At 45.1% G+C, this 16,783-nt stretch carries 20 protein-coding genes; 3 read left to right on the forward strand and 17 right to left on the reverse strand.

The features are described 5' to 3' along the window. Positions 1–11 precede the first annotated feature (11 nt). The 12 genes from rplK to HMPREF0623_RS04760 form a co-directional block, all read right to left on the reverse strand. Entirely contained in the window at positions 12–437 is a 426-nt protein-coding gene (gene rplK, locus HMPREF0623_RS04710; RefSeq protein ID WP_002832348.1) for a 50S ribosomal protein L11, read from the reverse strand. A 128-nt stretch (positions 438–565) separates the two neighbouring features. Beyond that, on the reverse strand, positions 566–1,114 hold the full coding sequence (gene nusG, locus HMPREF0623_RS04715) for a transcription termination/antitermination protein NusG (RefSeq protein ID WP_024862957.1): 549 nt from the start codon (positions 1,112–1,114) through the stop codon (positions 566–568). A 90-nt stretch (positions 1,115–1,204) separates the two neighbouring features. After that, positions 1,205–1,375, reverse strand: coding sequence for a preprotein translocase subunit SecE (gene secE, locus HMPREF0623_RS04720; protein ID WP_002832350.1), 171 nt, complete (start codon positions 1,373–1,375; stop codon positions 1,205–1,207). 12 nt (positions 1,376–1,387) lie between these two features. Continuing rightward, positions 1,388–1,537, reverse strand: coding sequence for a 50S ribosomal protein L33 (rpmG, locus tag HMPREF0623_RS09410; protein WP_002832352.1), 150 nt, complete (start codon positions 1,535–1,537; stop codon positions 1,388–1,390). A 53-nt stretch (positions 1,538–1,590) separates the two neighbouring features. Continuing rightward, on the reverse strand, positions 1,591–2,172 hold the full coding sequence (locus tag HMPREF0623_RS04725; protein ID WP_002832354.1) for an RNA polymerase sigma factor: 582 nt from the start codon (positions 2,170–2,172) through the stop codon (positions 1,591–1,593). Between the two features lie 136 nt (positions 2,173–2,308). Further along, the gene (rlmB, locus tag HMPREF0623_RS04730; protein WP_002832356.1) at positions 2,309–3,064 is read right to left on the reverse strand and encodes a 23S rRNA (guanosine(2251)-2'-O)-methyltransferase RlmB; all 756 of its coding nucleotides are present in this window, start codon (positions 3,062–3,064) and stop codon (positions 2,309–2,311) included. Then, complete coding sequence (locus tag HMPREF0623_RS04735) at positions 3,057–3,470, reverse strand: Mini-ribonuclease 3 (RefSeq protein ID WP_002832357.1); 414 nt, start codon at positions 3,468–3,470, stop codon at positions 3,057–3,059. Before HMPREF0623_RS04735 ends, rlmB begins: the two co-directional genes overlap by 8 nt. After that, positions 3,463–4,881, reverse strand: a complete 1,419-nt coding sequence (cysS, locus tag HMPREF0623_RS04740) for a cysteine--tRNA ligase (RefSeq protein ID WP_004166127.1) — start codon at positions 4,879–4,881, stop codon at positions 3,463–3,465. The genes HMPREF0623_RS04735 and cysS overlap by 8 nt, the downstream gene beginning before the upstream one ends. Positions 4,882–5,037: 156 nt before the next feature. Continuing rightward, a complete protein-coding gene (gltX, locus tag HMPREF0623_RS04745; protein ID WP_036671288.1) occupies positions 5,038–6,525 on the reverse strand; it encodes a glutamate--tRNA ligase in 1,488 nt (495 codons plus the stop codon). Between the two features lie 124 nt (positions 6,526–6,649). Then, positions 6,650–7,798, reverse strand: a complete 1,149-nt coding sequence (locus HMPREF0623_RS04750; protein WP_002832360.1) for a PIN/TRAM domain-containing protein — start codon at positions 7,796–7,798, stop codon at positions 6,650–6,652. 115 nt (positions 7,799–7,913) lie between these two features. Beyond that, positions 7,914–9,284, reverse strand: coding sequence for a DNA repair protein RadA (gene radA / locus HMPREF0623_RS04755; protein WP_002832361.1), 1,371 nt, complete (start codon positions 9,282–9,284; stop codon positions 7,914–7,916). 93 nt (positions 9,285–9,377) lie between these two features. Further along, complete coding sequence (locus HMPREF0623_RS04760) at positions 9,378–9,914, reverse strand: dCTP deaminase/dUTPase family protein (protein ID WP_036671297.1); 537 nt, start codon at positions 9,912–9,914, stop codon at positions 9,378–9,380. A gap of 128 nt (positions 9,915–10,042) precedes the next feature. On the opposite strand from HMPREF0623_RS04760, the gene HMPREF0623_RS04765 reads away from it, so the two are divergent. The 3 genes from HMPREF0623_RS04765 to HMPREF0623_RS04775 are packed head-to-tail and all read left to right on the forward strand — an operon-like array spanning position 10,043 to position 12,458. Further along, the gene (locus HMPREF0623_RS04765; RefSeq protein ID WP_002832363.1) at positions 10,043–10,366 is read left to right on the forward strand and encodes a GNAT family N-acetyltransferase; all 324 of its coding nucleotides are present in this window, start codon (positions 10,043–10,045) and stop codon (positions 10,364–10,366) included. Between the two features lie 10 nt (positions 10,367–10,376). Further along, complete coding sequence (gene rpiA / locus HMPREF0623_RS04770; protein WP_002832365.1) at positions 10,377–11,063, forward strand: ribose-5-phosphate isomerase RpiA; 687 nt, start codon at positions 10,377–10,379, stop codon at positions 11,061–11,063. A gap of 48 nt (positions 11,064–11,111) precedes the next feature. Further along, positions 11,112–12,458: a C1 family peptidase gene (locus HMPREF0623_RS04775; RefSeq protein ID WP_002832366.1), complete on the forward strand. Its 1,347-nt coding sequence runs from the start codon at positions 11,112–11,114 to the stop codon at positions 12,456–12,458. Positions 12,459–12,851: 393 nt separating this feature from the next. Here HMPREF0623_RS04775 and HMPREF0623_RS04780 read toward each other — a convergent pair whose 3' ends face one another. From HMPREF0623_RS04780 to HMPREF0623_RS04800, 5 genes are read right to left on the reverse strand one after another with little or no spacing between them, the layout of a single operon-like run. Then, positions 12,852–13,523, reverse strand: coding sequence for a 2,3-bisphosphoglycerate-dependent phosphoglycerate mutase (locus HMPREF0623_RS04780; RefSeq protein ID WP_002832370.1), 672 nt, complete (start codon positions 13,521–13,523; stop codon positions 12,852–12,854). Between the two features lie 23 nt (positions 13,524–13,546). Further along, complete coding sequence (gene accA / locus HMPREF0623_RS04785; RefSeq protein ID WP_004166136.1) at positions 13,547–14,314, reverse strand: carboxyltransferase subunit alpha; 768 nt, start codon at positions 14,312–14,314, stop codon at positions 13,547–13,549. A 1-nt stretch (position 14,315) separates the two neighbouring features. Continuing rightward, positions 14,316–15,098 (reverse strand): acetyl-CoA carboxylase carboxyltransferase subunit beta, encoded by a 783-nt coding sequence (locus HMPREF0623_RS04790; protein WP_004166137.1) that lies wholly within the window; start codon positions 15,096–15,098, stop codon positions 14,316–14,318. 2 nt (positions 15,099–15,100) lie between these two features. Continuing rightward, entirely contained in the window at positions 15,101–16,396 is a 1,296-nt protein-coding gene (locus tag HMPREF0623_RS04795; RefSeq protein WP_004166138.1) for an acetyl-CoA carboxylase biotin carboxylase subunit, read from the reverse strand. Position 16,397: 1 nt separating this feature from the next. Then, positions 16,398–16,775: an acetyl-CoA carboxylase biotin carboxyl carrier protein gene (locus HMPREF0623_RS04800; RefSeq protein WP_004166139.1), complete on the reverse strand. Its 378-nt coding sequence runs from the start codon at positions 16,773–16,775 to the stop codon at positions 16,398–16,400. Positions 16,776–16,783: the final 8 nt, after the last annotated feature.

The following is a 16,783-nucleotide window of genomic DNA, read 5'->3' on the forward strand; positions in this document are numbered from 1 at the left end:
ACAGTTTCGTATTAGCCTTCGACTTCGAAGCCCATGCTACGAGCTGTACCTTCGATCATGCGCATAGCAGCTTCAACGTCTGCAGCGTTTAGATCTTGCATTTTTGTTTCAGCGATTTCCTTAACTTGTGCAGAAGTAACCTTAGCTACTTTCTTTGTGTTAGGTTCGCCGGAACCATGTTCTACACCAGCAGCCTTCTTTAATAGAACTGAAGCAGGTGGTGTCTTTGTAATGAAGTCGAATGAACGGTCTTCATAAACGGTAATCACAACTGGAATTAACATACCAGCTTGGTCAGCTGTACGTGCGTTAAAGTCCTTTGTGAATCCCATGATGTTAATACCTGCTTGTCCAAGAGCTGGTCCAACTGGTGGAGCTGGAGTTGCTTTTCCTGCAGGAATTTGCAATTTAACAATATTTGCTACTTTCTTTGCCACGAGACGTACCTCCTTAAAATAAGTCCGTGTGTGGTCACGATGAAGATTTATATTTCTTCTCCCACATTAAGTATGCAAGGCATACTACGATATATTACCATAGACCAAAAAAATTATCAAACTAGAAATTAATCAATTTTGTCGATTTGGTCGATATCTAATTCGGTGCTGGTTTCCCGACCAAACATGTCAATGTTAACCTTCAGTTTCATGTTGTTGTGGTCGATTTCGGTAATTTTACCAGTCAAACCTTCAAATGCTCCGTCAACGATGGTAACTAGTTCGCCGACTTCTACGTTAATATCCGCGTGACGAGCAGTCATTCCCAAACGGCGAAGCACCCGATCAACTTCTTCAGGTAACAGCGGCGTTGGCTTACTTCCGGAACCATGAGAACCGATGAACCCGGTTACGCCCGGTGTATTCCGTACCACGTACCAGGAATCATCAGTCATCACCATTTCCACCAATACGTAGCCCGGAAATTCGTTTTTCTTAACCGTTTTTTCCTTACCGTTCTTGGTTTCAATCTCTTCTTCTTCCGGTACGACTACCCGAAAAATGTAGTCTTCCATTCCCATGGACTTTGCCCGAGAATCTAAGTTATTTTTAACTTTATTTTCGTAACCAGAGTAAGTATGTAAAACGTACCATTTCTTTTCTTCAGATTCCAAAATTAGCGCTCCTTTTCCAAAATAAAAAAACTCCGTAGACACGAAGTTTTTACCAACAATCAAATTATAACAAAATTATCTCCATAAAGCCATTTAGATAAACAACTTTAAGAATAATTGAATCAACCAGTCTACCAGTGCCAAGAAGGCCACAAAGAACAATGACGTGGAAACTACCGTTGCCGAATCATGTCTTAACTGCCGAAAATTAGGCCAGTCAACTTCCTTCATTTCTTGTCCAATGCTTTTTAAAAACCGAAACATATGTCCCGCCTCCTATCTGGTTTCACTGTGAAGGGTGTGCTTATTGCAACGTTTGCAATATTTTTTAACTTCTAAACGTTCCGTACGTTGTGGATTCGCAACAATTGTGTAATTTCGCGATCCGCAAACCGTACATGCTAAAGCAATCTTTTTCTGGGACATAAAACCCCTCCTTATCGTCACTCAACTTTAGCATGCTCTTTTCTGAATGTCAATTAGCGGTGTTCGTATAATTGGCGACTTAACTTTTGTTTACACCTAAGTAACGCGTTTTGAATTTTAGCAACGTCGTATCCCAGCCGTTCTGCAATCTGATCCGGCCGTAGCCCTTGAAAAAGCAATACCGAAACTTCCTTTTCAAATGGTGACAACAACGTTTCGTACTCCGCATACGTTTCTTTAACCATCAACTGGTTCTGCGGAGTAATCCGGGAAACCTGTTGTCCTAAGACCTCGGCTTCTTCTTTCAACTCTTCTAACGACTGCGCGGCAAAGCCCGCCTTTCGTTTATACGCCATTTCAAAACGTAAAATACTAAAAATGCGGTTGCGGAAATTATTTTTGAAAAAAGCTCCCAACGTAATTTTTAAATCCGCATCGTAATTAACCACCGAGTTAAAAAAGACGATCCGGCCTTCTTGCATCCAATCATCCCAATCGAAACTTCGGATGGTGTACTTTTGACGCATCTTTTTGATAATTGGGTGATACTTGTTAAACAATCGTTCAAAATTGTGCGTGTCATCTGCCTTGACCTCCGCAATAATTTTGGCTTCATCTAAATCAACTTGTTGCACTATAACCTCTCCTTTTTTGTAATCGCTCACTTTTACGGAAAGTTATGCTACCAAGCCTTTTCTGAACTACCAACCGGTTTTTTTGGGTTAAAAAAACGAATAACCGACTTTTCAGTCAATTATTCGTTAATTAGTTTTATAACGGATGACGGGAGCTGTACCCCTGATAAATCAGTAAACCAGCAGCAACACTCGCGTTTAAACTTTGAATGTCACCCACCATGGGGATGGTTAACATCTCGTCAACATTTTCTTTGGTAAGTCGCGCCATTCCCTTACCTTCGTTACCGATGATTAAGCCAACTGGGCCGGTAGCGTCCCAACGCCGGTAGTCGGTTCCTGCCATATCAGTGCCAAAGATCCATAAACCACGATCCTTTAATTCTTTCAAAGTGTTCACTAAGTTATTAACTTGCACTACGGGCACCCGTTCGATGGCCCCGGCCGAGGTTTTGGCAACCGTGCTGGTCAAACCTACCGCCCGCCGTTTCGGGATAATTACCCCATGAACTCCGGCAGCATCTGCCGTCCGTAAAATCGAACCAAGGTTATGCGGATCTTCAATTCCATCTAAAATCACCACAAACGGCGCTTCGTTACGAGACTCCGCTAATTCAAAAACTTGCTCTAAGGAAGCATATTCAAAGGATGCTACCGCCAAAACTACTCCTTGATGATTTTGCCCGTTAGCTAGCGTATCCAATTTAGATTTAGAAACCCGTTGAATCACCAGCCCCTGCTTCTTAGCCTTTGCAATAATTTGGCCGATACTTTCCGATTTTAAGCCTTCTTGAATGAAAACCTTATTGATCGAATGGCCGCTTTTTAAGCTAGCCATCGCCGGATGCCGGCCGATTACGAAGTCCGGTTGTTGTTTGTTTTCGTTATTCAATACGTAATTTTCCTTCCTCTACTTTATCAATACACCACTGTGCAAATTCGTCTAGGCGTTCAGTTTGGTTGGTTAAGGATAAATAACCAACGATTGCTTCAAATCCAGTCGAAATCCGATACGTTAAAACGGAAGTGTTTTTAGCCGAAGTGTGGCTTTTAGCGTTACGACCCTTCTTAAAGGCTTCCCATTCCGCTTCCGTGAGAAAATCATCTTCTTGCATTGCGTCAATTAACGCCGCTTGGGCCTTTGCTGACACGTAGCGGGTTGCCACGTGGTGTAAGCGGTTCGGTTTGGTCATGCCCTCTTCAATCAAATGTCTTCTAATGTAAACTTCATATTCCGCATCCCCTAAATAAGCAAGGGCGATTCCGTTAATTGCTTGATAATTAATCTCTTTACTCATCTTTTTTTCTCCAACGCGTTCCTTGAGGGGTATCTTCTAGAATAATCCCCATTTCTTTTAATTGATCCCGCAAACGGTCGCTAGTTTCAAAATCGCGCGCAGCCCGGGCTGCGTCACGCTGCTTAACGAGCGCTTCAATTTTTTCGTCAGCTGGGGCTTCCGTTGCGGTTGCTAATTCAATACCAAAAATTGCTGCCATTTCCGCAAATTGTTTTGCTAAGCGGGCAATTTGTTCATGATTTACCGTTGCTTGTTCGCTATAAACGTTAATTAAGCGGGCAAATTCGTAAACTACCGTAATCCCATTTTGGGCGTTAAAATCGTCGTCCATGGCCGCCACAAAGTCAGCTTGCAACGCTGCGGCTTGTTGATCAACTGCTGGATCAGCAGCTCCATTAGCAGTTTGGAGGCGATAATTTAAATTAACGTAGGCGTTTTGCAACTTTTCCAAGTTGTTTTTCGCGTCTTGCAGGCTGGTTTCAGTATATTGAATTGGCTTGCGATATTGGGTGGTCGACATTAAGAACCGCAAAACTTGCGGGTTAACTTGCTTAATTAAGTCGTGCACCGTGACAAAGTTGCCGAGGGACTTACTCATCTTTTCATTATCGTCGCCCACGGTCACAAACCCGTTATGCATCCAGTACCGGGCAAATTGCACGCCGGTCCGGGCTTCACTTTGAGCAATTTCATTTTCGTGGTGCGGAAATTGTAAATCTTCGCCGCCCCCGTGGATATCAAAGGTGTCGCCTAAATACTTCGTTGACATGACCGAGCACTCAATATGCCAGCCGGGACGGCCCTTCCCCCACGGAGCTTTCCAAGCAATTTCGCCAGGTTTAGCAGCCTTCCACAACGCAAAGTCAATCGGATCTTCTTTTTGCATCGTTTCTTCGTCGTTAATGTGTTGGCTGGCACCCTGTTCTAGTTCATCGATATTTTGGTGGGAAAGTGCGCCGTAGTTTTTAAAGCGCCGGGCCCGGTAATACACGTTGCCCTCTACAACGTAGGCGTAGTCTTTTTCAATGAGGTCCGCCACAAAGGCAATGATGTCCGTAATGTTTTCAGTTGCCCGTGGATTTACGGTCGCTGGTTCCACGTTCAGGGCCTGAACGTCTTCCTTAAATGCCGCAATGTAGCGTTCCGCTAGTTCCGGAACCGTGATGTTTTCGGCTTGAGCCGCCTTAATCATTTTATCGTCGACGTCGGTAAAGTTAGACACAAATCGAACCTGGTAACCGCGGTATTCTAGGTAACGGCGAATGGTATCAAACGCAATTACGCTGCGGGCATTTCCAATGTGAATGTAGTTGTACACGGTTGGTCCACATACGTACATGGAGACCTGCTGATCAACTAAAGGTTTAAAAACTTCCTTTGAACGAGTCATCGTGTTATATAGTTTAATCATTTTTTCACTCCCTCAGGGGATTTTTATCTCTCCTAATGATAATTGAAAACAAAAGCTAACGCAAAGAAGAAAAGAGGCCCAAAAAGCATTCTCCCTCAGGAAATTACTTTTCCAGCCCCTTTTTAATCATTCATTAAATGAACTAATTATTTTTATTTAGCTTAATTCTTCAATCATTGCTCGCAAATGCTTCATCGATAATTCGTGGCCCAACAATTCCAAGCTTTCTGGCAATTCTGGTCCGTGCATCTCGTGAGTAATTGCAATCCGAATCGGCATCCACAATTTACGACCCTTAACGCCGGTTTCCTTTTGAACCGCCTTAATAGCCGCCAAGATGTTTACCGTGTCAAAGACTTCTAAGTCAGCAAACTTCTTTTCCAAAGCCTTAAGCATTGGTAAAGCATCGTCCTTAGCCATTTCTGCCTTAGCTTCTTCGTCAATGTCTTCCGGACCGTTAAAGAATAGTTCAGCAAAATCAACAATTTGCGCGGTGTAACTCATTTGCCGCTTGAACAAGTTAATTAATTTACGAGCCCATTCAATCTTCATTGGAGCAGGATCAGTTTCAATCTTGCCCGCCTTGATCAATTGGTGCAATGCGGAATGCATAATGCGATCCTCGTCAGCAGCCTTCACGTATTGGTTGTTAATCCATTCTAACTTCTTCGCGTCAAACGCCGCTGGAGACTTGCTTAACCGTTTTTCATCGTACATCTTGATGAATTCGCGTTGGGTAAAGATTTCGCTTTCGCCCACTGGAGACCAACCGAGTAATACGATGAAGTTTAGCATTGCTTCTGGTAGGTAACCTAAGCTCCGGTATTGTTCAATAAATTGAAGGATTGTTTCATCCCGCTTACTGAGCTTCTTACCAGTCTCACTATTGATGATCAAGCTCATGTGACCGAATTTTGGTGCTTCCCAGCCCAAAGCTTCGTAAATCATCAATTGTTTTGGTGTGTTGGCAACGTGATCGTCCCCACGGAAAACGTGGCTGATCTTCATCATGTGGTCGTCAACTACTACCGCGAAGTTATAGGTCGGCATGCCATCCCGTTTTTGGATAACAAAGTCGCCCCCGATGGTTTCAGAATCAAAGGCAACGTGGCCTTTAACAATATCGTCCCATTCGTACTTCTTGTGTTCGGGTACCTTAAACCGAATTACGGGTTGAATTCCCGCAGCCTTTGCGTCAGCAATCTTTTGGGCTTTTTCTTCAGGTGATAATCCAGCGTATTCGTCAACGTAATGCGGCATTTCACCGTTTGCCCGCTGTTCTTCGCGTTGAGCGGCTAACTCTTCTTCAGTCATGTATGACTCGTAAGCTTTGCCTTCCGCTACCAACTGGTCGATCAGGGGTTGGTAAATCTCTTTTCGTTCAGATTGCCGGTAAGGACCGTAATCGCCGGGTTTGTCGGGACCTTCATCCCAATCCATGCCTAACCACTTCAAGTTATCGATTTGGCTTTGTTCACCATCGGCGATATTCCGACTTTGGTCGGTATCTTCAATTCTTAAGATAAACTTTCCCTTGTAGTGACGAGCAAATAAATAATTAAATAAAGCTGTCCGGGCGTTTCCGATATGCAAATGTCCCGTTGGACTTGGCGCATACCGCACGCGTATTTCTTGCTTTGCCAAAATTAACACCTCTCCCAAAATTATGTCACAATGTCTCTATTCTACATTTATCTACTACAGAAATAAAGTGAGCCACGGAAAAACTTTTCTTCCGGACCCCTGAATCTTTAAGCTGAACAATTCTTTACTTAGATTCTGGCTTTTTGCCTTCCTTTTCGTCCGGCTTATCGTGGGTGATTTCCTTCGTGGAATGCATCGGCTTAGCGAAAATCATCCGTCCCGCATCAGTTTGAATTGCACTCGTAACGATAACTTCGATCGTCTTTCCAATGTAGAACTTCCCGTCTTCGACCACGACCATCGTTCCATCATCTAGGTAAGCAACCCCTTGTTGCCGTTCCGTACCATTCTTAACCACGTGAACGCTCATTGATTCACCCGGAATTACCCGTGGCTTCAAGGCGTTAGCCAATTCATTAATGTTGAGTACCTGAACGTTTTGGAATTGACTCACCTTGTTTAAGTTGTAGTCATTAGTAACAATTACCGCGTCCTTGTCCTTGGCCAGCTGAATCAGCTTACTGTCGACTTCTTCAATCTCTTCGTAATCGCCTTCGTACATCTCAATGGGCATGATTTTTTCGCTCTGTAACTTGTTTAAGAAATCCAGCCCGCGCCGGCCGCGCACCCGTTTAATACTGTCTGCAGAATCGGCAATGTACTGTAATTCATACAATACGAAGTTAGGAACCAGCAGGGTACCTTCTAGCAATCCCGTCTTCACCAAATCGTAAATCCGGCCATCAATCAAAATGTTGGTGTCCAAAATTTTGTAGTGGTGGTAATTTTCACCAGCCCGGCGGTCAAGCACTTGGTTATTTCCATCGCGCTTCCGGGTCTGGAACAACTTCTTCCACTCGTTAAACCGGGTCGTTCCTAATCGGTAACCCAAATAACCCAGCATTAGCATTAAAATCAGCGGAATTACCGTATTCACAAAGAAAACGTGGGACCGATAGAATAAGGTCGAAATTAAAATTGCAATTACTAGCCCCAATACCGTTCCAATGCTTCCGGTAATTAAATATAGCGGCGACGTATCAATTAACGCCTTTTCGATTCGTTTCATCATTTTCAAGACGTAACTCGTCAAGAAAATGGAAAGAATCCAAAAAATAACCGCCCCAATTAAAAAGTTAGTCACTCGGTTATTCAATAAAACAATCGTGTTGATCTTGAAGATCAACCAGATCAACGGTAGGTACGCCATTCCTAGCGCCCCACCGGCCAAAGCGAAGACCGCTTGGACGATCCGTTTCTTGATGTCTTTCATTCTCTTTCCCCCTCGTGTTAAATAAATTTAAGTCGAAAAGTTACCTTTCCAACTACACTCGTACGTCAAACAATCAATTATCTTTTTAATGCCCTTGCTCTAGTTACCGGCACCGTTAATTAAATGCCCGCCGAATCGCGTCGGCAATCGTAGCCACCCCTACAACTTCAATTCCTTCGGGGGGCTGCCACCCCTTCAAATTATTCTTCGGAATCAAAATCCGCTTAAAACCAAGCTTTTGTGCCTCAGCGACCCGTTGTTCAATTCGGTTAACCCGCCGAATTTCACCAGTTAAGCCGATTTCACCAACAAAACTATCGGTCGGCCGGGTTCCCTGATTTTTAAAACTTGAAACAATACTAATCGCCAACGCTAAGTCAATTGCGGGTTCGTCAAGCTTGACGCCGCCCGCCGCCTTTAAATAGGCGTCTTGGTTTTGCAAAGTAAGCTTTGCCCGTTTTTCGAGCACCGCCATGATCAGCGAAACTCGGTTGCGGTCTAACCCGCTCGCCGTCCGCTGCGCATTGCCAAAGATGGTGGGCGTGATCAAGGCTTGTATTTCAACTAAAATCGGCCGTGTTCCTTCCATTGAAACTACAATTGCCGATCCCGAAGCATCTTTCAAACGCTCTTCTAAGAAAATTTCTGACGGGTTAGCCACTTCGCGTAACCCTTCTTCACGCATCTCAAAGATTCCTAATTCGTTCGTGGAACCAAAGCGGTTCTTCACCGCCCGCAGGATCCGGTAAGTGTGGTGCAGATCGCCTTCAAAGTAAAGTACCGTATCCACCATATGTTCCAAAATCTTCGGCCCCGCAATTGCGCCGCCCTTGGTCACGTGACCAACGATGAAGATGGTAATGTTATTGGTTTTCGCGATTTGCATTAATTCTGCGGTAATTTCTCGAATTTGAGAAACGCTCCCCACTGCCGATTCGATATCGGGTTCCTGCATGGTCTGAACCGAATCAATGATCACGTATTCGGGGTGTAACTCCTCAATCACCGCCCGAACGCTAGACATATCCGTCTCTGGATACAAATAGAAGCGCTCACTATTAACTTTCAAGCGTTCGGCACGCATCTTAATCTGGGAAGCACTTTCTTCACCCGAAACGTAAAGTACTTTGCGTTGCGTCTCTGCCAACTGTCCTGATAGCTGTAACAACAGGGTTGATTTTCCGATTCCAGGATCCCCACCAATTAAGACTAGGGAGCCGTCAACCACCCCGCCACCAAGCACGCGGTTAAGTTCTTCCATCCCGGTCTTTACCCGGGGCTCCTCGTGCATCGCGACATCCGAAATCAACTGTGGTTGCGTATGTTTGCCATCAAAGCTCACCCGACTTTTTCGTTCGGCCTTTGGGTCGCTCATCCGTTCTTCAACTAAAGTGTTCCACTTACCACAATTGGGACAGCGTCCTAAAAATTTAGGGGAGGCGTATCCGCAATTATTGCATACAAACTGGGTCTTAACTTTTGCCATTCTCCCGTCCTCTCAATCCGTGTGATCACCTTATAGAATAGCATGGATCACCTAGATTTATTAGTGATTTGTTTGACCTTTATTGATTTTTAATTATCGTTTGGTTGAACCAAAGCCACCCGTCCGCGTTTGAAGGTCACCCGTTTCACCATCCGCAGTCAGATAGTTCATGAAAATTCCTTGACCAATCCGTTCACCCTTTTTAATGGTGATGTCCGTAATTCCGTAGTTAATTAATTGGAAGAAAATTTCCCCTTCATTGCCGGAATTATTGTAGTAATCAGCGTCAACAATTCCCACCCCGTTAGGTAAAATTAATCCTCGTTTTAGCGGGTTGCTGGAACGGTTGGCTAACATTAAATATTCATCATCTGCCATGTAGGCCTTAATTCCCGTGGGCACTAAGTAAGGTTTTAAAGCCGCTTGGGCCAATTGTTGCTGCGCGGGGGAAACTTCTTCTTGGTGGCGAACTGCCCACAACACTTTAATGAAGTCCATCTTCCAAATACTTGGCAACGTAAAATCACGGGCTGCTTCAAAATCATACCCCGCGGCTGCCTTAGTCTGCCGTTGTGGCAAATGCAATCCTTGTCCTTCGTAACTGCTTACAATCTCAAATCCTCGTTTCATATCGTTCCTCCCAATGATGTTTATTTCATTATCCGTTGTATCCAAAAATTTGTAAACGTAAATCTCGGTAATCAATTGACTTTATCCGCTTTCTTTACGACAATTAGTAGGGTAAGGAGGCTTGGAAAATGAAGCGTAACCTTGATGAAAATCGCCTATTTTGGACAAACGACGCTAACGACCAGGTCGGACAAATTTTATATTCCCCAATGCCGGATCATGCAACCTTGATCTGTGAAGAAGTTCTGGTGAATCCCCAGTTTCGCGGCCGCGGAATCGGTGGCAAAATCATGGCTGATTTTGTGGAATTTGCTAAGGAACGGGAGCAAAAAATTTATCCGCTTTGCCCGTTTGCTCTCAAGTACTTTCAAAACCATCCCGAACTTGCCGGCATGAATATGCACGAGCAAATCACTGCTGAAAAAGTTAAAAATCTGATCAACCGAAAGTGAGTAGATAATTATGGATCAAAATGAACTAAAAAAACTGGTAGGTAACGAAGCCGTTAAATTTATTGAAGACGGCATGACCGTTGGCTTAGGAACCGGCTCGACGGTTAAATTTATGGTTGACGCCTTAGGTAAGCGCGTTAAGGAAGAAAATTTAAACATCGTGGGGGTTCCGACTTCCGATCGCACTGCTAAACAAGCTCGCGATTTAGGAATTACCGTTAAGTCAGTTGACGAAGTTGACCACATCGACTTGACCATTGACGGTGCCGACGAAATCAGTAGCGATTTCCAAGGTATTAAGGGTGGTGGGGCAGCCCACCTCTTTGAAAAAATTGTGGCAACCAATTCTAGCAAGAACATGTGGATTGTTGATGAATCTAAAATGGTCGACAAGTTGGGCGCTTTCCCACTCCCGCTTGAAGTAATTCCTTATGGTAGCAAGCAAGTCTTCAAGAAATTAGAAGCCAAGGGATTCAACCCTGAGTTTCGCATGGATGAAAACGGTAATCACGTTTTAACCGACTCTAAAAATTACGTAATCGACTTGCATTTACACGAAATTGACGATCCGCATGCTTTGGCAGATTACCTAATCAAACAGGTTGGAATTGTCGAACAAGGCCTCTTCTTAGACACGGTTAACACGGTAATCGTCGGCCGGCAAGATGGACCCGAAGTCCTTCAAGCACGTCCTTAATTATTATTAATAAACAAAGTTTTTTAAAAAGAATTGGAGCTGATTTATTTGAGTAAAGAAATTTCTAACGAATTGATTAACCAATTTAATCAAGAATATCACGACCGCAAAGAAGCCAAGGTACTGGAACGGACGGTTACAAAGAATGGAATCTTGAACGCCAGTCGTAACTTAGCTGCCGATATCCAAAGTACCCCGGTTTTCTCCATTGATTTGGACACCGGTGACGTGGCTAACCAAAAACAAAGCGGGCGCTGCTGGATGTTTGCCGCTTTAAACACCATGCGTCATGACATGAAAAATCAGTTTAAGGTACCAGGAAACTTCGAACTTTCCCAAAATTACACCTTCTTCTGGGATAAGTTTGAAAAATCAAACTGGTTCTACGAAAACATCATTAAAACCGCAGATCTTGAACCAGACGACCGCAAAGTGGCCTTCCTACTTAACGAACCCCAAGGTGACGGTGGCCAGTGGGATATGTTGTGCGCCCTAATTGAAAAATACGGCGTGGTACCACAATCTGTTTACCCAGAAACGTACAATAGTTCTAAATCCCGTGAATTCGACACCCTATTAAACGAAAAACTTCGGAAAGATGCAATCACCCTCCGTAAGATGGTCCGGGACCAAGCTAGTGAAGATGAAATCCAAAGCCGGAAGGAAAAAATGCTTAGCGAAGTTTACCGGATGGCTGCTTACAGCTTTGGTGAACCGCCAGTTAAATTTGATTGGGAATTCCGGGATAGCGACCAAGTTTACCATCGGGAAGCTGGAATTACTCCTAAAGAATTTTATGACAAATACGTGGGTTGGAACCTTGATGACTACGTTTCAATCATTAATGCACCAACCGCGGATAAGCCATTTAACAAGACGTACACAATTGAAATGTTAGGCAACGTGGTCAATGGTCGGCCTGTTAAACACTTGAACCTTACCATGAAGGACTTCAAGCAAGCAGCGATTAACCAATTAAAAGCTGGTAAATCAGTTTGGTTTGGTTGCGACGTTAACCAACATTCGGAAGCTCGTGAAAAGGGGCTGCTCGACCTTGACGCCTTTGCGGAAGATGAACTATTTGATATTGACCTTTCCATGACCAAGGCTGAACGCCTAGATTACAAGGAAAGTTTGATGACCCACGCAATGGTATTAACCGGGGTCGACCTCGTCGATGGTCAACCAACAAAGTGGAAAGTCGAAAATAGTTGGGGAAAGAAAGTCGGCGAAAAGGGCTACTTGGTAATGTCAGACGCGTGGATGGACGAATACTGCTACCAAGTTGTTGTTGAAAAACAATACTTAACGGAAGCCCAACGTAAGGCCCAAGCAGAAGACCCAACGGTGTTGAAGCCATGGGATCCCATGGGATCGTTGGCGTACAAGGATTAGAGAGCAAAGCCCCTGGGTAGCTTATGAGAACTAACGGAATTTAGAGGTTAATTGCGGGTTAGGCGATTACCCCTAAATTGGGTTAGCCGGAAAATCTTGGTGGCTGGAGCTCATTTCGATTACATTGTAGTGAAACGCCGCTCTACCACCATCTAAAAAAGGGCTGTGACAAAAGTCTTTAAACAAAAAACGGTCCATGAGGAGAAACTTCCTCATGAACCGTTTTTATTTTGGTGTTTTGACTTCAATAGCGCCAAAACGGGTGCCAAAAGTCAATTAGTTCCGCTTAACCAAAAATTGACCATCATGCCAAATTCAGGCATCATGAACAATTTTCAGTTAATGCTCGCAAACTACCCGACTTTTGTCCCACTCTCTTTTTAGCATTAAAATTTACATTTTAGTTTTTTGCACAATGTTTAAACGGTGATCCATTTCATAAACGATCGGCTCGCCATTTTCCACTTCAACCCCGTCAATCCCCTGGTCCGAAATCTGTTCAAGATACTTGATTAGGGCTCGTAAAGAACTGCCGTGGGCAACCACCAACTGATTTTCTCCTTGAATCAGCCGTGGCGCAATCTGGTCAACCCAGTAAGGTAGTAACCGGTCGTACGCCATATGCAAACTTTCTCCTAACGGTTCGTGAAGAATCCCGTACATCCGATAGCGACGGTCGTGGTCGGCCTGGTTTAGTAAAGGAGGAACCGCATCAAAACTTCGCCGCCACAAGGCTACCTGATGTTTACCATAAATTTGGCGGGTCGCATCCTTATTTTGTCCTCGCAACGCACCGTAATGCCGCTCGTTTAACCGCCACGTTTTGGTAATTGGTAACCAACTTTGACCAAGTTCGTCAACCACAATATTGGCCGTGACGATTGCCCGTTGCAACATCGAGGTGTGCACCGCGGTAAAATTAATTCCCGCCTTTGCCAACAATTTCCCCGCTTCATGGGCCTGTTGGATGCCGCTTTCCGTCAACGGGACGTCAGACCATCCCGTATAAACGTTATCCCGGTTAGCCGTACTTTCACCATGTCGAATCAAAACTAATTTAGCCATTACTTTCTCCCCTATTTCAGCAATTAATCGGCAAACCAATCCCGTAAAACTTGCTGAAATTTTTGCTCACGTTGCATCACTAATTCATTTTCATCCATTTTCCGGCTCGTTGCAAGCCATTGCCGCAAAGCTTTTCTTAAATTTTCAGTTAATTGGGGGCCTTCCTTGAAAACTTGGTCCGCAATTCCAATTTGTTGTAATTGGCTAGCAGTCATTGGCACGCGAGCCAATGCACGGTCATCACGTAATATTGCCGCCATGGCCTCCGGTGCCGCGACGGAAAACAGACCATTTTCTAACATCCATAATTGGTTAGCGTTGGCAAAGGCTAGCGCTCCTCCGCTGTGGCCTTCGCCAACGATGACCGCTAAGTTAGGAACCCGGAGCGCACCCATGGTTTCCATCAGGTTGGCAATCATTAAGCTTTGACCTTCATTTTCGGAGTCAACGCTAGCATCGGCGCCCGGCATGTTTAGGAAACTGACCACGGGGCGGTCAAACCGTTGGGCTAACTCCACGTTCCGTAACGCCTTGCGATAACCGCCCGCCCGGACTGCGCCACCATTTTTCGCTAACCGCTCGGTAAGGTCCTGCCCCCGATCCACGCTTAAAAAAGTCACCGGTTGTTCTTCAAAAAGGCCGATTCCCGCCCATACCGCCGGGTCATCGCTATTCTCCCGGTCACCATGCATTTCCATAATTTCCGTAAATAGCCGTTGAATAATTTGCCGGCCCGTAATCCGTTGCGCGGAACGAACCTTATTTAACCGCGCGCTTAATTCCTTATCCATGTTAACCACCGTACCCATGTAATCTTAGTAACCGTTGCAAATAACCGCGCAACTCTTCTCGTTGCACTACGGAATCTAATTGCCCATGCTGCAATAAGTATTCGGCCGTTTGAAAGCCAGCGGGTAAGTCTTCTCCAGTGGCTTGCTGAATTACCCGTTTTCCTGAAAAGCCAATCTGCGCATGATCTTCCGCAATTACGTAATCACTTTTGAAGGCAAAACTAGCTGACACCCCGCCCATCGTCGGGTCGGTTAACACGTTAATGCTTAAGCCACCAGCTTCTCGCAACCGGCGTTGTTCAGCTAGAATCGTATTCATTTGAAGCAGCGCATAAATTCCTTCTTGCATCCGCGCGCCACCCGAAGCCGTAAACAAGATCAACGGGTAACCTTGGTGCCGCGCCCAACGCATAATTTGCCGCAACGCCGTCCCAGTTACCGTGCTCAAGGTTCCCATCATAAACTGGTTATCCATAATTCCCGCAGCTACCGGGCTTCCCGCGATGGTTCCCCAGCCAATGGTGACTGCTTCGCCGTGTCCGCTTTGTTGCCTACTCTTGGCTAACTTTTGGTCGTAATTGGGGAAATTTAATTGATTTTGCGTTTCCACCGGCACGGTAAGCTGATTAAACTTACCTTCGTCAAAAGTAATCGCAATTCGTTCTTCCACCGTTAAACGTTGTGGACAACGACAAAAAGGGCAACGCCGAAACGTTCCCCATTGTAATTCATGTACGTGTTTGCCACATTTTGGGCATTTTGACCAACGATTTTGCTTTTGCATCACTAACACCCATCCAAAAGATTTTGATAAGTTCGAATGTCATAAGTTCCTTGGATAAACGCGGGACTTGCGACTAATTGCTCTACCGCGGCCAAGTTCGTTGGCACTCCGGCAATTTTAGTTTGTTTTAAAGCTTGTCGTAATTTTTGTACCGCTTGTGCTCGTGTAGAAGCCGTAACAATAATTTTTCCTACCAACGCATCGTAGTACGGTGCAATTTGGTTGCCCGCAGCATATCCAGTTTCGATTCGAGTAGCGGGCCACTCTAATTCAACAAGTTGCCCTGGAGCGGTGGCATTAATCCGCGCCTCAATTGCGTGAACTTGGGCATCCCCCACCTTTACCAGCTCTGGTTGGCCAGCCGCTACTACAATTTGGGTCTGTACAATGTCAATTCCAGTTGTTTCTTCGGTCACCCCGTGTTCAACTTGTAAACGGGTGTTCATTTCCAGAAAATAAAATTCTTCCCCCACTTGCAAAAATTCCACGGTGCCCAAACTTTCATAGCCGCTTTGATCTAACAAACGGTGAACCGCTTGATACAGCCGCTCGCGTTGTTCAATCGTCAAGTTAGCCGGACTTTCTTCCACTACTTTTTGGCGGTGCAACTGAATACTACAATTCCGGTCGCCTAAAATAATGATTTGTTCGTTAAGCCCCAGCACCTGAACTTCAATATGGCGAGCATTTTGGAGGTCCCGTTCCAGATACAACGGGGAACTTCCAAAGGACGCACCAGATTCTTGGCGAACTACCGCAATGATTTGGGCTAATTCCTGTTCGTCGTGAGCAACCCGGATCCCTTTGCCTCCGCCCCCAAAACTAGCCTTTAATAAAACGGGAAAGCCTAGCTTTTCAGCTGCGGGTTTAATTTGTCGATCGTCAGTAATTAGTCCGCTACCAGGGATAGTGAGCACCCCTCGTTTTTGAGCTAGTTCGCGAGAACGTTCTTTATCCGCATAGCGTTGAATTTGGTCGGGACTGGGCCCAATCCAAGTCAACCCACACTCAGCAACCATGGTCGCAAATAGCGGATCTTCCGATAAAAAACCATACCCCGGATGAATTGCATCACTACCGGTAATCTGGGCCGCCATTAAAATTGCTTCTCGATTCAAGTAGGATTCCTGTGCACTCGCCGGCCCCACGCAAATTGCTTCGTCGGCCATTTGAACGAATTGGGCCTGCTCATCAGCGGTTGAATACACCACGACCGTTGAAATTGCTAGCTGGCGACAAGCCGCAATAATTCGGACGGCAATTTCGCCGCGGTTAGCAACCAAAACCTTCTTAAACATTTTATTTCCCCACCAATTCCACGAGCGGTTGGTCGTAAGCGACCCCTTCACCGTCGGCTGCCAAAAGTCGCTGAACCGTACCAGCTTGGGGAGCTTTAACGTCATTAAACAGCTTCATGCTTTCAATTTGCGCAATTACCTGGCCCTTTTCCACCACTTGTCCCGCGGCGAGTTCCTGATTAAAGTGTACGATTCCCACCATCGGACTCTTCACCATAACCCCGGATGGATCCGGAACTGGTGTTGTGGTCTGTGACGTTGTTTGGGAAGCATCCGCCTTTTTCACGTGTAGCTTTAACCCATCCACCTCGACGTCAATTTCTTGGTACGGGTAATCTTTTAGGCGATTTAAAATATCATAGATTTTGTCAATTTTCATCTTTTATA

The organism is Pediococcus acidilactici DSM 20284 (assembly GCF_000146325.1).
GTDB lineage: Bacteria > Bacillota > Bacilli > Lactobacillales > Lactobacillaceae > Pediococcus > Pediococcus acidilactici.

Bases quoted from the DNA above. Each gene is read 5' to 3' on its own strand.
- secE (WP_002832350.1), bottom strand. From the start codon at position 1,375: ATGTTTCGGTTTTTAAAAAGCATTGGACAAGAAATGAAGGAAGTTGAC.
- HMPREF0623_RS04800 (WP_004166139.1), bottom strand. From the start codon at position 16,775: ATGAAAATTGACAAAATCTATGATATTTTAAATCGCCTAAAAGATTAC.
- HMPREF0623_RS04780 (WP_002832370.1), bottom strand. From the start codon at position 13,523: ATGGCTAAATTAGTTTTGATTCGACATGGTGAAAGTACGGCTAACCGG.
- cysS (WP_004166127.1), bottom strand. From the start codon at position 4,881: ATGATTAAACTATATAACACGATGACTCGTTCAAAGGAAGTTTTTAAA.
- HMPREF0623_RS04765 (WP_002832363.1), top strand. From the start codon at position 10,043: ATGAAGCGTAACCTTGATGAAAATCGCCTATTTTGGACAAACGACGCT.
- HMPREF0623_RS04735 (WP_002832357.1), bottom strand. From the start codon at position 3,470: ATGAGTAAAGAGATTAATTATCAAGCAATTAACGGAATCGCCCTTGCT.
- rpmG (WP_002832352.1), bottom strand. From the start codon at position 1,537: ATGTCCCAGAAAAAGATTGCTTTAGCATGTACGGTTTGCGGATCGCGA.
- HMPREF0623_RS04795 (WP_004166138.1), bottom strand. From the start codon at position 16,396: ATGTTTAAGAAGGTTTTGGTTGCTAACCGCGGCGAAATTGCCGTCCGA.
- HMPREF0623_RS04750 (WP_002832360.1), bottom strand. From the start codon at position 7,798: ATGAAAGACATCAAGAAACGGATCGTCCAAGCGGTCTTCGCTTTGGCC.
- HMPREF0623_RS04760 (WP_036671297.1), bottom strand. From the start codon at position 9,914: ATGAAACGAGGATTTGAGATTGTAAGCAGTTACGAAGGACAAGGATTG.
- accA (WP_004166136.1), bottom strand. From the start codon at position 14,314: ATGGATAAGGAATTAAGCGCGCGGTTAAATAAGGTTCGTTCCGCGCAA.
- HMPREF0623_RS04790 (WP_004166137.1), bottom strand. From the start codon at position 15,098: ATGCAAAAGCAAAATCGTTGGTCAAAATGCCCAAAATGTGGCAAACAC.
- radA (WP_002832361.1), bottom strand. From the start codon at position 9,284: ATGGCAAAAGTTAAGACCCAGTTTGTATGCAATAATTGCGGATACGCC.
- rpiA (WP_002832365.1), top strand. From the start codon at position 10,377: ATGGATCAAAATGAACTAAAAAAACTGGTAGGTAACGAAGCCGTTAAA.